Source organism: Hassallia byssoidea VB512170, from assembly GCF_000817785.2.
In the GTDB taxonomy this organism is placed as follows: domain Bacteria; phylum Cyanobacteriota; class Cyanobacteriia; order Cyanobacteriales; family Nostocaceae; genus Hassallia; species Hassallia carrinoi.
This window is the reverse complement of record NZ_JTCM02000081.1, coordinates 1-14,896: the sequence shown is the minus strand read 5'-3', so window position 1 is coordinate 14,896 and position 14,896 is coordinate 1. Positions and strand designations below refer to the sequence as shown.

Below are 14,896 nucleotides of genomic sequence, written 5' to 3'. Positions count from 1 at the left end.
AGCCAGTAACCGTTAATCTCTGCTCTTTAACTTCTCTTGATTACCCGTATCTGCCATATAATCTAATCCAAGCTCGCATTGCGTCCCCATGCTACGTATTCTCCTGATTGATGACAATCCAGACGATCGCATTCTGGCAACACGGGAACTGCACGCCGAGTTTTCCGAAGTTGAAGTTACCTCAATTATTGATGCTAAGGAACTTGACAAAGCGCTAGATATATGCAGTTTCGATTTAATTATTACCGATTATCAACTGCGCTGGACTGATGGTTTAACTGTTGTGAATGCGATTAAAGCTAAGTATCCAGACATGCCAGTAATTATGTTTACTGATAGCGGTAGCGAAGAAGTTGCTGTAGAGGGGATGAAGTCTGGATTGAGTGATTATGTCCTTAAGGGTAGACCGATTAGGCGTTTGGCGATCGCTGTGCGCGAAACTCTGGAAAAGCAACGAATACGTCAGGAATATGCAGCAACTTTGGAACAATTGCACGAGAGCGAAGATCGCTTTCGATTAGCTTTAGACTCAGCCCAACTCGGTAGCTGGGACTGGAATATGTTAACAAATGAAGTTCTTTGGTGTGAAAATCACGAACGTCTATTTGGTTTGCCTCCTGGTAGCTTTTTGGGAACTTATGAGGAATTTATCGCTTGCGTTCACCCAGAAGATAGAGAACTAATTGCCCAATCTATCACTCGTGCTTTAGAAACCAAAACAGATTATAACCAAGAACATCGCGTAATTTGGGCTGATGGCAGCATTCATTGGATTGCAGGGAAAGGTAAGTTTTTTTACGACAAAGCCGGAAAACCTACGCGGATGAGCGGGGTAGTGTTGGATATAAGTGAACGCAAGCAGCGAGAGTTGGAATTAGAGCAAGAAAACCGAATGAAAGATGAGTTTTTGGCGATCGTATCCCACGAACTCCGCACTCCTTTAAACGCCATTTTAGGTTGGACACAACTGCTACGCACTCGCGACTTTGATGAAGAAACCAAAAATCGCAGCTTGGAAATTATAGCCCGCAATGCAAATCAGCAAAACCAGTTAATTAACGATATTCTCGATACCTCTCGCTTGATGCGAGGAAAAATGCAACTGGAAAAGTCACCCGTCGATTTGGCGAATGTGATTGAAAATACACTCAATACCGTAGAGTTGACGGCTCAAGCCAAATCCATAAAGCTAATATCTATACTTAATGGCTCAGTCGGGCAAGTTATGGGCGATCAGAATCGCTTGCAGCAAATTGTCTGGAACTTACTTTCTAACGCCATCAAGTTTACACCACCCGAAGGAACGATAGAAATTCGATTGTCGCAAGTAGAGGGCAAGGGGATAAGGAGACAAGGGGGACAAGGGGAGGACACTTCCGTGCGGGGGTGGAGGAGCTCAGAACGTGTCCGTGGACAAGGGGGACAAGGGGAGGACACTTCCGTGCGGGGGTGGAGGAGCTCAGAACGTGTCCGTGGACAAGGGGGACAAACAGGAATTTCTCCCTTGTCCTCCCCCTCTCCCCCCTCCCCCTCTCCCCCCTCCCCATCCCCCCATGCCCAAATTACAGTCAGCGATACAGGTGAAGGCATTACCTCGGACTTTCTCCCCTATATTTTCGAGCGATTTCGCCAAGCAGATAGTAAATTTTCCCACTCTCGCAATGGACTTGGTTTAGGATTAGCGATCGTTCGGCAATTGGTAGAACTTCACGGGGGAACTGTCACAGCAGAAAGTAAAGGAAAAGGACAGGGAACAACTTTTACAGTGCTTCTGCCACTTGCGACTGTTGAACCTCAATTCAACAATGCACCAACTAATAAAGATGAAGTCTCATTCAACGCAACTCAACTTCTCAATGGGGTACAAGTGCTGGCTGTTGATGATGACGACGATACGCTGGAATTGCTATCCATGATTTTAGAAGAGGAAGGTGCAAAAGTAACAGCAGTTTCCTCAGTTAAGAAAGCTTTGCAAGTTTTGGAAACACTCAAGCCAGATATACTCATCAGTGACATTGGAATGCCAGATGCCGATGGATACGATTTGATTCGTCAAATCAGGCTAAATGAGACGCTTAACGGGGAAATGTTAAGAGCGATCGCTTTGACGGCTTATGGTAGAAACGAAGATGAAAAATGGGCGTTAGCGGCTGGTTTTCAAATTTATCTAGCTAAACCAGTTGAACCGATAAATTTGGTAGAAGCGATCGCTAACCTGACTGCACGCGGTATCAAAATGGGGAATGGGTAATGGGGAATGGGGAATGGGGAGACAAGGAGACAAGGAGAAATGCCCAATTACCAATTCCCAATTCCCAATTCCCTACTCCCCACTCCCTAATTCTTTAGCTTGCCGAGCCTCCAGCCACAGTGGTATAACTATCACTGCAACCAGAATTAGCAACGCGGCTAGAGCAAATTGACTTGCCCAAGCAACCAATTGTTCTAAGGGAACAATTTTCCCCGCAAAGAAAGCTAATGTCACCATTGCACTAGCCCAGGTAGTTGCCCCTGCTAAGTTATACAAAAAGAATTTGCCGAAGGGCATCTCAGCTATACCTGCTAATGGCGAAGCGAAAATTCGCAGCAATGCAAAAAAGCGCCCAAAAAATACAGCTTTACCAGCATTTTCACTAAATTTATCTTTAATATTCAGTAGCCGCTGTTCGGAAATCCGAAAAATGCTACCAGCTCGCAACAAAAAAGACCAACCGCCGAATCTACCAATCCAATAGCCGCAGATACCGCCAATCACAGCACCTGCGATCGCATCACCCAAAACCAGCCAATAATTCAATTCATTACTGCCAGCAAGAAACCCACCTACTATAGTCACGGTTTCACCAGGAAGGGGAATTCCTAAATTTTCTAACAAAATTCCCAAAAATACAGCCCAATAACCATACTGGTGGGCAACTTCCTGGATGTTTTCTAGCGATATAAACTCAAGAGACATCCAGCACCGCCATATGAAACAAATTTTTACTTTTACTATCTATCTTTGCTCTTTTCTCAGTGGTGTGTCAATTAAATTCCACCTGTTATATAGACAACATTCAATAATTATTATTCATTTTCTCTATAATTTCTCTGGTTTCATATCATATCCGCAGATTTACGGTAACAAAATAACAAAAAATTTATATAAACTTTATAAATCTCTACAAAAAATATAAAAATTTAGTAAAAGATACGGATGTTACCGAATTTCTTTGAAGCTTATGCCTATATTAATTAAAGTTAACACAAATTATACGGCATGAATACTGACGATATCTCTTTTAAAAGCATTGCTGTCTGAACCTTGGTATAAGGTAAAACCAGTAACCTTTTGATTGAAAGAAAAGCAGTATTAATGTTGTTTTCCTGTTTTTTTTAATTCCAACTACCCTGTAAAATTCATGATCGCACAAGAATGTCAAGTGATTTTGTTCAAACCCCAAGGAAGCATAGACAGAGAAGGTGGTAAGGCTTTGAGCGAACAAATGGCTACCGTGAAGCCTCAGCGCGATCAACTCTGGGTTATTGATTTAGCTGAAGTGGATTTAATGGATAGTTCTGGCTTGGTTCCCTTAGTCAAAGGACTGAAAATAGCCCGACAAAGCGGTTGTCGCTTGGTTATTTGCAATTGTTCGGCTTCTGTGCGGTTAATTTTGGAACTTACCCAACTAGACTCTGTTTTTGAAATTTTTGATACTTACCAAGATATATTCACCATTGCCAAGGATACCAGTTTGGTGGTATCAGGCTGAGATTATATCTCATAGAGAGAATAATGGTGAGGCGAAAAGCGCAGTTAAGCACTATCAATCACGCTCTAAATAAACATCACTGTTTATACCAAGATTGCCGCGATCCAGGTTCAGCAATAAACCACCAGAGTCGTTTTAGATAAATTTCACGCTTTTTATAATCCAAATCGCATCTGATAAATGCAAGGGCTGGTAGTAATTTAAGTTATGCATAGAATAAATTTAATAGAGCAATTTTTCACAGCATAACTTCTTCAACTAGCCCTATCACCTCGCCATATCAATAACGTTTGGGTATGGTTACTTGTTAGCCATAACCAATCGCTAGTTCTATCTGTAAGAAATACAGTTGTTACCTGTCGGCTATGGTTGTTTACTTTTAGAGAATAAGCAGCAACCACTTCCACAGAGTTAATTATCTTAGCATATTTTTTGTAATTATGCAGAGATCAAGCTTTTCATCTGACCAATTAAAAAATTCACCCAAAATAGCGATCGCAGCAACGAAATTTGATGGCTGAAAGTCATTCTGTACAAAAGTTACAGTCATTAAGTGGCAGTTCGTTGCAGCTATGCTACTTTTACCCCTATCTTGCTGAATTTACACGCTCTGCACAACTTAGAGCAATTTTTTAGTGTAACTTCGTTTTTGTGAGTTTAATCTGGAATAACGCAAGACGACAATGTATCTACAGCATGGTAATTAAACCTAAGTGGGCTACCAATTATGAGCAGATTTCAACAAGGAGACCGCGTAGTCGTGAACGGTTTCTTCTTTATGAGTAAAGAACATGGCACGGTAAAAGATATTACCGAAATGCAAATAAGAAATGTGGAAGTAAGTTTAGACGACGGGGAGACTAAGTGGTATGCAGAGGATGATTTATCTCCTGAGGAACTAACTCAGGAAGAAGTACGTGCTGAAATTAAAAACGTTACTAATCGTGTTGAAAAAGTGTCTTCCCAACTACCAGGAGAAATGAGAACAGAATTACCTAATCATTTAAGATTTATTGAGGATGCTCAAGTGTCTAATGATAAAGAAAAAGCTGGTAGAGAATGCAAATATGTAGCGGACAACCTAGAAGACGTAAGTAGAGATGGGTTTGTCACATTCTTATTGGTGGGAAAACACAAGAATAAGCCTTAAAAAAATACACTGGGCTATGAAGGGTCGTCCTCCTCTCTAGCTTTAGCCTTACTTAAATACTCATTCTCCTACCTATGAGGATACGAAGCACGACCTAGAGCAAGGAGGAGCAATTTTTGGCGATCGCCCTTTAATTCCAGCTTCGCAAAAATAGTTTAGAAAGTTGCCGCTCTGCGGCTTGCCGTTCGCGTTGGCGGAGCCTCTCGTAGAGAAGCGTCCCGTTCGCGTAGCGTCTCCGACAGGAGAAGGGAAGGCATCGCGAATCCAATTCGGGGTAAAAGTAGCATAGCTGTAACCAAGTGCCATCTGAAGAGCCAAAACTCTTACGAGACAAGACTTTCAGAAAAATTTTGTTTGACACGATTAACTTACAGGATGTCAAATTCAATAATTTATTGTCCCGCAGTTTGTTGCTTTCGTTTCAACTTCAGGCATTTTGGGGGGTAGAAATATTTGGTTGATCGGATACCGGACGAGAAAAATTAGGCAAATCAATACCGCTGTGACTAGTGGTGCGGGTTTTGAGTGCTAACCGATAGCTGACGCTTTGCAATTCTGCTTGCAGTTGGCGATTTTCCCGTTGTAGCGTTGCGACTTTTTCTCTGACTGGAGACATACGTTCCTCAAACTTACGTCGGTAAATTTGTGGTAACTCTTGTACTACTTGTTCCAACATCCGACTGCGATCGCTTAATTCTTGTACTGTCTGCCGTAATTGATAAATCTCGGCATCACGAGTCGTAATCTGCTCTTGGTAAAATGTCACTTGCTCCTCAACGGCTTGGAGTTGTTCTCGCAATGCTTGCAACTGACTCAAATCTGGTTCAGTCTCCGACCGTTGGGGCATAAAATTAGTATTGCCCTTAACTAGCCGGAAGAGTTCTTGAGATAACTGTTGTACTAATTGATCGCGAAGAAGCAACTCTTGGCGCAGTTGCGATGCTTCCGTAGAAAGAGTTTGGATGGTAGAGGTGTCAGCTTGGCTCACAGTGGCTTACGGTTAAAGTTAAGAATCTTGGACACCTTAGGTATAACGGCAGTGGTACTACCCTTGGCAAGTACTTGTTAATGTAGCATTCGATCGCTAAATCCGTAAAAAGAAAAAAAGGAAATTTATTATAAGAGTGAAAAAAGATTGGGGAATTGGGAATTGGGGAGGCAGTGCGGTCTTGGTGTCGGACCTGCGTGGAGCACCTGCCGTCATTGGCCAATGGGCAATGGGCAATGGGAATAAAAAGAAGCGATCGCGTATTTCACTTGCCCACGCGGGACCCCATGCCCCATGCCCCATGATGCCAGATGCGTGACTGTCGGCATCCCCGACGGCAGATGCTCCACTTGGGGAGCCAGTCTCGTGGGCGGCTCTGCCGACTTGAGAGAACTGGCGTGAAACCCCAAGACCCAACGGGAGAGGCAGTCCCCCATCTCCTGTCGGAGACGCACTCGCGTTCGACGGGAACCGCTCCTGAGGGGGCTGCCTCACCGCACTGCCTCCCCAACGCACTGGCTCCCCCATGCCCCATGCCCATTGCCCCATTCTGTGATTATGAAGCGACGACTTCTGCTTCTGGTTTTTCCTGAGGGATGTCCTGCTTAATAGTCAGGTAGCGAATTACTTCTTCGCTTAAACGCATAGCGCGTTCCATCGGAGCGATCGCTGCTCCAGGTCCAGTGTAGTTCATTTGGATGTAGATGCCGTCTCGGTTACGATTGATTTCATAAGCCAAACGACGCTTACCGCGATTTTGAATTTCAATATTGTCTGCACCTTGCTCCCGAAGCAGGTTCTGATATTTATTAATTGCTTGCTCTACCTGTTCTTCTCCCAAATCAGGACGCAGGATGTACATTGTTTCGTAAACTGTTTTCATGGTATATGTGTCTCCTTATGGACAATTTGGCTGCTGATGTCTGATGTCGATTTGGATAAAGTTCGCCTTGGCACTCTGACCAACACCGATAAACATCTGAAGCAACAAGGAATTATAATCTTACCAGCTTTCTATTTTAATCAGCAACGCTCCTTTTTTCGCCTAGTTCAAATCTAAGACCTGTGAAACTGCATGTTATTGGATAAGTGGGTGCTTGACCTATCTTAAGCTTTTTGAATAAAGCGCTTTATATTGGCTTTTTATAGCTATGGCTTGTGAGTTTAGGAATGTGGCTACAAAGAATCGTATTTAATTACAGACAATAAGGATATTCATCAAAAGTTATGGCGCAGCGCTATGTGCGAGTTCAAAATCAAGAAGGTATTATTTACTATGGGTTATTACAAATATCCCTAGATGTTCAGGTGTTGGATGCTCCACCTTGGCTGCAAGGACAACCCACTGATTTGAACTTGGAACCAGACAGCTACCAAATCTTGGCTCCTTGTTCTCCCTCAAAAATTGTCGCAGTGGGCAAGAATTATGCAGATCATGCGGCAGAAATGGGTACGGACGTACCGAGTGAGCCATTAATATTTATTAAGCCACCGACATCTATCATTGCCTCGGAGACAGAAATTAAGTATCCTCGGCAGTCGCAACGGGTAGACTATGAAGGAGAGTTGGCACTGGTGATAGGCGATCGCACTATTGACTGTACACCAGAGGAGGCGCACTCCAAAATTTGGGGTTACACGATCGCCAATGATGTGACAGCGCGGGATTTACAAAAACGCGATGGTCAATGGACGCGAGCCAAAGGTTTTGATACTTTTTGTCCTCTAGGTCCTTGGATTGTCCGAGAATTAAATCCGGGAGCGAGATTGCAAACTTTTTTAAATGAAGATGCTAATCCTGTACAATCTGCTTGTATCGATCAAATGGTCTTTCCTCCAGATTTTTTGGTGTCTTATATTAGTCAAGTGATGACACTACAGCCAGGGGATGTGGTGCTTACAGGTACGCCTTTGGGGGTTGGTCAATTGCACGTAGGCGATCGCGTCCGCGTGGAAATTGAAGGTATTGGTCGCTTGGAAAACACTGTAACCAAACGTTAACTTCTAACGTGGCAATTGCATGTAAACTGCATCAGAAATAGCGGGAATTTCTGCGTAACGTCCCAGCAGCGACTGAGCAATAGAATATACAACCCCTGCCATGATGCCGAGAAAAATGGTAGTGGATAGGGTTTGTATCGCAAAACCACCAGCCGGAACTAGCCCAACAACCTCGGTCAAAATGCCAAACAAAAAGATAACAATATCTAAAAGAATTGCCTGCATCGTGTTAAAACGAACAAAGTGACTGATTTTTTCGTTTCTGATTACGAAGAAAAATAAAGCAAAGAAAATAATCAGTCCCGCAAAACTGACATTATAGTAAATGTTCAGCAATGGTATGAGGGGCAAAAACAAAAGTTGTAGAGGTGGAAACTGCGCCAGTAAAAAGCTTCCGAATCTAAAAACCTCAATTACAGGCAGCAAATAAGGTAAGCAAGCAAAAATGCGATCGGAAACTGTTGTAGACCCACGCCAAGACATTATGCGTTCTCCTGTGGTGAAATTTTAATAGTCACTATGAGCCTAGGATAACGCAGTTACTCGGTCTATAAGCGAATCTGCGCTTATTCTATATGGGCGATGCGGAAGCCCATCATGCACTCGTACTGGTCTGGCTGCTGTTCGCTAGTATTGCGGATAGCTTGTCCACAACGCAGTTGACCTTGACGCCAACGTGGTTGACCGCTTTTGTCAGCAAGTAAACAAGATTGGCAAACCTTGTGAGGGTCAAGGATTTGATCTTCGATTAAAATTACTAGCATCTAATCCCTCGTGTATATCCTTATTGTTACCGACATTTTAGGGGGAGCGCAGTTTCATGGTCGATATAAGTAAAGAACGTTATGATAATTAACGCATTGATCCAAGTTGCATTTAATAATAAGTAAGTCAGGACAAAATTTGTCATTGATATGACACTCTTTCAAAGACTTTGACGCATGAATGGCGCGTTTGTCGCATCAACCGTTCGGAAAATTTTCTCTAAGGATAACTCAAGTGACTAGAAATAACTCAGAAATTCTCGCCTTTGCCGATCCGGCGATCGCGCAGTTGATTAACCAAGAACTACAACGTCAACGCGATCACTTGGAATTGATTGCTAGTGAGAACTTTACCTCAGCTGCTGTACTTGCGGCTCAAGGTTCAGTCCTGACTAATAAATATGCCGAGGGATTACCTGGTAAGCGTTATTATGGCGGTTGTGAGTTCGTTGACAAAATCGAGCAATTAGCAATTGACCGTGCTAAACAGTTGTTTGGTGCTGCTCATGCGAATGTCCAACCCCATTCTGGCGCACAAGCGAATTTTGCTGTGTTTCTGACGCTGCTGCAACCCGGTGACAAAATCATGGGGATGGATTTGTCTCATGGGGGACATCTCACCCACGGTTCACCTGTAAATGTGTCGGGAAAGTGGTTTCAAGTTTCTCATTACGGCGTGAGTAAGGAAACAGAACAGCTTGATTACGAGCAAATTCGAGAGCAGGCGCTAAGGGAGCGTCCTAAGCTTTTAATTTGCGGTTATTCGGCTTATCCACGCGTAATTGACTTTGAAAAATTCCGCAGCATTGCTGATGAAGTCGGTGCATACTTACTAGCAGATATTGCCCATATTGCCGGTTTGGTAGCTAGCGGTCTGCATCCCAATCCCATCCCTTATTGTGATGTAGTCACCACAACTACCCATAAAACTCTACGCGGTCCAAGAAGTGGTATAATCTTGACCCGTGACCCAGAATTAGGTAAAAAGTTGGATAAATCAGTTTTCCCTGGTTCTCAAGGTGGACCTTTAGAACATGTGATTGCTGGTAAGGCAGTAGCTTTTGCCGAAGCTCTGAAGCCAGAATTTAAAGCTTATTCGGCTCAAGTGATTGAGAATTCTCGCGCCCTAGCAAATCAACTTATAAATCGGGGCTTCAAGTTGGTGTCAAATGGTACTGAGAATCATTTGATGTTGGTAGATTTACGCTCTATCGGCATTAAAGGTAAGCAGGCTGAACAAATGTTGAGTGTTGTAAATATTACCACAAACAAAAATACAGTGCCCTTCGATCCAGAATCACCATTTGTCACCAGCGGTCTGAGGTTGGGTTCCCCAGCAATGACAACGCGGGGTATGGGAGTAAATGAATTTACTGAGATTGGGAATATTATTGCCGATCGCCTGCTTTCTCCAGAGTCCGAGACAGCTGCTGCTGATTGTCAGCGACGAGTTGCAGCGTTATGCGATCGCTTTCCCTTGTATCCTCACTTAGAGATTCCCGTACCAGCTTTAGCATAGGGAATTGGGCATAGGGCATAGGGCATAGGGCATAGGGCATAGGGCATCAAAAAGAGATTTAACTTTATTCCAAATTCTCAATTTCCATTTCCCATTGCCCATTGCCCAATGACGGCAGGTGCTCCACGCAGGTCCGACACCAAGACCGCACTGCCTCCCCAATTCCCAATTCCCAATTTAAAATTCTCATGCTGATTAATGACCCGAATGTAGTAGATATAGGAAGACATATCCCGAAGAGTGATTTTTGTCTAGTCAAACTACTTATTAAAGATACTAATGCCTCCTCAGATTTATCATCTGATTGCCTTCCTTGTGGCTGCCGTAGTCGTTCTCTGGACTACGCCTGATGTCAGAAACATAGGCATAAAAAGTGGACGTGTAGACCAACCTGGTGGTCGAAAAGTTCATCAACGCCCGATGGTGCGCCTGGGAGGAGTTTCTATCTTCGCGGGTACTATAATTTCTCTACTAATTGTTTGGTGGTTGGGTGGATTTGGAATTCTGCCTCCGGAAAAAGAATGGCAAATCTGGGGAGTTACCTTAGGCGGTGTTGGCTTTTTTCTGATTGGTTTAGCAGATGATTTGTTAAACTTATCTCCCCTGACTCGCTTAGTCATGCAAGTTATCGTTGCCGCTGGTGCCTGGAAAGCAGGTGTAAGCATAGATTTTGTTACCATTCCCACAGTCGGAATAGTTCACTTGGAATGGCTGAGTTTACCTATTACCGTTATTTGGCTGGTGGGAATGGTAAATGCCATAAACTGGATTGACGGTTTAGATGGATTAGCTGCTGGGGTGTCGGGAATTGCCGGTGTAGTCATGTTGGTAGTGGCGTTGTTTATGCGGCAACCAGCAGCCGCTTTGATTGCAGCAGCTTTAGCCGGGGCTTCACTAGGATTTCTCCGCTATAATTTCAACCCGGCACAAATATTTATGGGAGATGGCGGGGCTTATTTTATGGGATTCACCCTGGCATCTGTCGGTGTAATAGGTTTGGTGAAAATCCCTGCTTTCACCGCCGTGTTATTGCCTTATCTGATTTTGGCAGTGCCGATTGTTGATATGTCAGCCGTCATTTTGGTACGACTGCGCCACGGCAAATCGCCTTTTAGTGCAGATAAACGCCATCTGCATCACCGACTGCTACAGGCTGGTTTATCCCACAGATTGACGGTTTTATTTATTTACTCTTTAACTCTATGGGTAGGAAGTTTGGCATTAGCGATTGCTGGCATACCCAGTGGCATTGCTTACGCCTGTGCTACCACCTCTTTGGTAAGCTTAATCAGCTGGCGAGTTTGGAAACACGCTCGACAATCATAAAGGATTGGGAGCGTGGAAGCGTGGAAGCGTGGGAGCGTGGAAGCGTGGAAGCGTGGGAGCGTGGAAGCGTGGGAGCGTGGAAGCGTGGTAAACAACTATCAACCAACAACTATCAACCAACAACCAACAACTAACAACTAACAACCAACAACCAACAACTAACAACCAACAATTCCCTATTTTGATGAGTGCAGAAATTATTTGTGTTGGTACTGAATTGCTCTTAGGAGATATTCTTAACAGCAATGCTCAATTTTTAGCGCAACAATTAGCACAGTTAGGAATTCCTCACTACTATCAAACGGTGGTGGGAGATAATCCAGAACGGCTGAAACAAGTTATAGAAATTGCTATTTCCAGAGCGCAAATTCTTATTTTTACTGGTGGTCTTGGTCCGACACCGGATGATTTGACATGTGAAGCGATCGCTGATTTTTTTGGTGTACCCTTAGTAGAACGCGCCGACATCATTGAAGATATTACTCGTAAATATGCTTTGCGCGATCGCTTAATGACTCCCAGCAACCGCAAGCAAGCTTTAATTCCTCAAGGTGCAGAAATTTTACCTAACCCCACTGGCACAGCACCCGGTATAATTTGGCAACCCCGTCCAGAATTAACAATTTTCACTTTTCCAGGTGTGTCAAGTGAAATGTATAGAATGTGGCAAGAAACCACAGTACCATTCCTTAAAAGCCAAGGTTGGGGCAAGGAAATTATTTACAGCCGGATGTTAAAGTTTTGGGGTATTGCTGAATCTGCTTTAGCAGAAAAGGTGTCATCTTATTTGAATTTGCCTAACCCAACGGTAGCGCCTTATGCAGCAAAGGGGGAAGTACGCTTGCGAGTTTCTGCTTCATCGGCTTCACAAGCGGCAGCGCAGGAATTGATTTCACCTGTTGAGAAACAACTCAAAGACATTGCGGGGTTAGATTATTATGGTGCTGATGATGACACTCTTGCCTCAGTGGTGGGTGAGTTGTTGCGATCGGCTGGGGAAACCCTTTCAGTAGCAGAATCGTGCACTGGTGGCGGATTGGGGCAGATGTTGACGGAAATTTCTGGTAGTTCTGAATACTTCTGGGGTGGGGTAATTTCTTACGACAACTCGGTGAAAGTTGGACTGTTGGGGGTGAACCCGGAAGACTTAGCGAAATTTGGAGCGGTAAGTGCTACTGTAGCAGAACAAATGGCAATTGGAGTGCGATCGCGTCTTGCGACCACTTGGGGACTAAGTATCACTGGTGTTGCAGGACCTGGTGGGGGAACTGATACAAAGCCAGTGGGTTTAGTTTATATCGGTTTAGCTGGAGCAAACGGCGAAGTGGAAAGTTTTGAATATCGATTTGGTGCAGTGCGAGGTCGGTCTTTGATTCGTCACGTCAGCGCGTGTACCGCGTTAGATAATTTGCGCCGGAAGTTGTTAAGTAGCGTTCTCAACAAAAATGTGTGATTTGATTCGTAGAAGCTTTTTGTGTATTTATACAGAAAAATAGACCTGGCATCGAGCTATCTCTTGTTGCGGAAGATAACTTTTCAACTATCGTCATCACAATAAAGTCAGCGGGTTCCAACCAACTACAGGAAACATTCAACTTACTTAAATATTTATTTTATTCTACAACATTTGATATTCAGTGTTTAGGGTGGCAGACTTGTCTTTTTTGGTCAAATTCCAAGCTGGTTATAATAATAGCGAAACCCAGGAAAATACTTTTACTATTGGGTTTCGCTTTACTTGATTCGACCTACAAGCTATCGATAATTTGCTAGTTTGCCAGCAAATTGCGCTGTGCCAGCTCTACAAATAAAACACCATAGCAACCTCGATAAGCTGCTTCTTTGCGACCTACCTCCGCAGGCTTAGATTTATTGTCATCATACTCTTGCCGCACAATCTGCGCCATTTCTTCAATGGTTGCTTTTAGCAAATCTTGAGGTTCAGCTAACCATTCAAATCTTCCTTCATTCCAAGCCTTGGGAGAAATATTGGCTCTAAATGCCGCTAGCATTGGGTATAGTAAGCCAGCAGGTAAGTTACCTCCAATTACTCCACCTGCAAAATATGCCGGTCTATTTTTATTCTTTTCAGAACGAACACGATTTTGTTTCTTCGCATTACTAACCTTTAGTCGCCCCAGCGTCTGCTGTTCTACAGCCAACTTTTGTATACTATCTGTTAGAACAAGTATTTCATGCAGATGAGGTATCATGCGCTTAAAAGCAGAATCGTCAGATTTATTGTCAGATTTATTGTCAGGTTTGATGTCTTCTATGAAGGTGTCAAGAACAACTTTAGATTGACTAAAAATCGTATGTGGATGCGTTTTCCGATCAGGAAATTTTTTAATGTTCAGAAGACTCATATACATTAGAACCTGCTGAATATCTACATCACCAGAGTCACCTTGACGGTATGCAATTTGTTCATAACCAAGTTTTCCCTGTAAAGAATTTCTAATTTCGTCAAAGGTTCCTCTCAAATTTTCTAGACTAGGGTTATCAACTTGCAAAGAACGATTCAAACCCTCAGCCATTTCAGTGATTACAGAAGAGTTAGCACCACCCATCTCGAAAATATGTAGTCGGACGTAAGGTTCCCACGGTTCTAGTCGATCTGGGTCTTCTGCTACTTGACGAATAGCCTGAAACGTATGACCACCATTAACCAAACCATGCCTTTGAGGGTCACTGAACCTTAAGGTTAGTATTCCCTGCCCTCCAGTCTCCTTAGTATGATTTGCTTTTTCTGTGAGCAAGTAAATCCCTTGATTCTTAATCACAAATTTTTCTGGCTCTTCCATCAAGGTTGTGACTATAGCACGGGCAACAGAGCCTGTTAACTCATCTTTCTTATTGAATCGAGGAATTCGGGGATTTACGGACATCCACTCTTTAAGGGCATCAGGAATTTCTGAAGCGCGAACAAAACAAGTTGCAAGCTTTGGTTGACGACCATCACCTAACCCATAAAAAGGTACAGGCAAAGTGCGATACTCATCCACTGGTAAGTGAAATTCAAAAGCATCCATATTTTTCACCATTTTACAGAGGGTTATACCCGCTGTACTAACAAAATGGCGCTGAGTCGCAAGCTCACATGAGACTTATGACTAAATCAGTGCCAAATAAAGTCTTTCACTGTATTGTTTATTTGTCAAGCCTCCAGATTTTCCGGATACAATCGTACCAAAAATAAAAGCCTCCTCTAATTATTTAGAGAAGGCTTTTATTTTGAGAAAATTAAACCTGGCATCGAGCTATTTTGGCGTAGGGCTACCCCTAGACTATCGTCGCCGCTGCTGTGTTTCACCTCTGAGTTCGGGATGGGTTCAGTGTGGTTCCACCGCGCAATTAACACCAGGAAAAGTTTTTGGGAGGGTCAGGTTGAAAGGG

General features: G+C 43.5%; 14 protein-coding genes and 1 rRNA gene. 7 read left to right on the top strand and 8 right to left on the bottom strand.

The window, feature by feature from the left end; all coding sequences use genetic code 11:
- Window positions 1–88 precede the first annotated feature (88 nt).
- Window positions 89–2,251, top strand: a complete 2,163-nt coding sequence (locus PI95_RS25225; protein WP_039753808.1) for a hybrid sensor histidine kinase/response regulator — start codon at window positions 89–91, stop codon at window positions 2,249–2,251.
- A gap of 72 nt (window positions 2,252–2,323) precedes the next feature.
- On the opposite strand, the gene PI95_RS25220 is transcribed toward PI95_RS25225, so the two are convergent.
- Window positions 2,324–2,956, bottom strand: coding sequence for a DedA family protein (locus tag PI95_RS25220; RefSeq protein ID WP_039753809.1), 633 nt, complete (start codon window positions 2,954–2,956; stop codon window positions 2,324–2,326).
- Window positions 2,957–3,401: 445 nt separating this feature from the next.
- Here PI95_RS25220 and PI95_RS25215 point away from each other — a divergent pair, with 445 nt between their 5' ends.
- Window positions 3,402–3,752: an STAS domain-containing protein gene (locus PI95_RS25215; protein ID WP_039753811.1), complete on the top strand. Its 351-nt coding sequence runs from the start codon at window positions 3,402–3,404 to the stop codon at window positions 3,750–3,752.
- A gap of 727 nt (window positions 3,753–4,479) precedes the next feature.
- A complete protein-coding gene (locus PI95_RS25210) occupies window positions 4,480–4,902 on the top strand; it encodes a hypothetical protein (RefSeq protein ID WP_039753812.1) in 423 nt (140 codons plus the stop codon).
- A 427-nt stretch (window positions 4,903–5,329) separates the two neighbouring features.
- Here PI95_RS25210 and PI95_RS25205 read toward each other — a convergent pair whose 3' ends face one another.
- From PI95_RS25205 to rpsF, 3 genes are all read right to left on the bottom strand, one after another.
- Window positions 5,330–5,890 carry an Npun_F5560 family protein gene (locus PI95_RS25205; RefSeq protein WP_039753813.1) on the bottom strand — a complete coding sequence of 187 codons (561 nt, stop codon included), beginning with the start codon at window positions 5,888–5,890 and terminating at the stop codon, window positions 5,330–5,332.
- Between the two features lie 96 nt (window positions 5,891–5,986).
- Window positions 5,987–6,439: a hypothetical protein gene (locus tag PI95_RS25200; protein WP_039753814.1), complete on the bottom strand. Its 453-nt coding sequence runs from the start codon at window positions 6,437–6,439 to the stop codon at window positions 5,987–5,989.
- Between the two features lie 7 nt (window positions 6,440–6,446).
- Window positions 6,447–6,773, bottom strand: a complete 327-nt coding sequence (gene rpsF / locus PI95_RS25195; RefSeq protein WP_039753816.1) for a 30S ribosomal protein S6 — start codon at window positions 6,771–6,773, stop codon at window positions 6,447–6,449.
- 344 nt (window positions 6,774–7,117) lie between these two features.
- Between rpsF and PI95_RS25190 the strand changes: the two genes are divergently transcribed.
- On the top strand, window positions 7,118–7,891 hold the full coding sequence (locus PI95_RS25190; protein ID WP_039753817.1) for a fumarylacetoacetate hydrolase family protein: 774 nt from the start codon (window positions 7,118–7,120) through the stop codon (window positions 7,889–7,891).
- A 3-nt stretch (window positions 7,892–7,894) separates the two neighbouring features.
- On the opposite strand, the gene PI95_RS25185 is transcribed toward PI95_RS25190, so the two are convergent.
- Together PI95_RS25185 and PI95_RS25180 are read right to left on the bottom strand one after the other, a co-directional pair.
- Window positions 7,895–8,374, bottom strand: a complete 480-nt coding sequence (locus tag PI95_RS25185; RefSeq protein WP_039753818.1) for a Tic20 family protein — start codon at window positions 8,372–8,374, stop codon at window positions 7,895–7,897.
- An 83-nt stretch (window positions 8,375–8,457) separates the two neighbouring features.
- Window positions 8,458–8,655, bottom strand: a complete 198-nt coding sequence (locus PI95_RS25180; protein WP_039753819.1) for a hypothetical protein — start codon at window positions 8,653–8,655, stop codon at window positions 8,458–8,460.
- Between the two features lie 235 nt (window positions 8,656–8,890).
- Between PI95_RS25180 and glyA the strand changes: the two genes are divergently transcribed.
- The 3 genes from glyA (at window position 8,891) to PI95_RS25165 (ending at window position 12,953) form a co-directional block, all read left to right on the top strand.
- Window positions 8,891–10,174, top strand: coding sequence for a serine hydroxymethyltransferase (gene glyA / locus PI95_RS25175; protein WP_039754254.1), 1,284 nt, complete (start codon window positions 8,891–8,893; stop codon window positions 10,172–10,174).
- Between the two features lie 279 nt (window positions 10,175–10,453).
- Window positions 10,454–11,500 carry a glycosyltransferase family 4 protein gene (locus PI95_RS25170; RefSeq protein ID WP_039753820.1) on the top strand — a complete coding sequence of 349 codons (1,047 nt, stop codon included), beginning with the start codon at window positions 10,454–10,456 and terminating at the stop codon, window positions 11,498–11,500.
- A gap of 184 nt (window positions 11,501–11,684) precedes the next feature.
- Window positions 11,685–12,953 (top strand): competence/damage-inducible protein A, encoded by a 1,269-nt coding sequence (locus tag PI95_RS25165; RefSeq protein WP_039753821.1) that lies wholly within the window; start codon window positions 11,685–11,687, stop codon window positions 12,951–12,953.
- A gap of 316 nt (window positions 12,954–13,269) precedes the next feature.
- Here PI95_RS25165 and PI95_RS25160 read toward each other — a convergent pair whose 3' ends face one another.
- Together PI95_RS25160 and rrf are read right to left on the bottom strand one after the other, a co-directional pair.
- Window positions 13,270–14,544: an AIPR family protein gene (locus PI95_RS25160; protein WP_236117187.1), complete on the bottom strand. Its 1,275-nt coding sequence runs from the start codon at window positions 14,542–14,544 to the stop codon at window positions 13,270–13,272.
- A gap of 203 nt (window positions 14,545–14,747) precedes the next feature.
- Window positions 14,748–14,865 (bottom strand): 5S ribosomal RNA (rrf, locus tag PI95_RS25155).
- Window positions 14,866–14,896 lie beyond the last annotated feature (31 nt).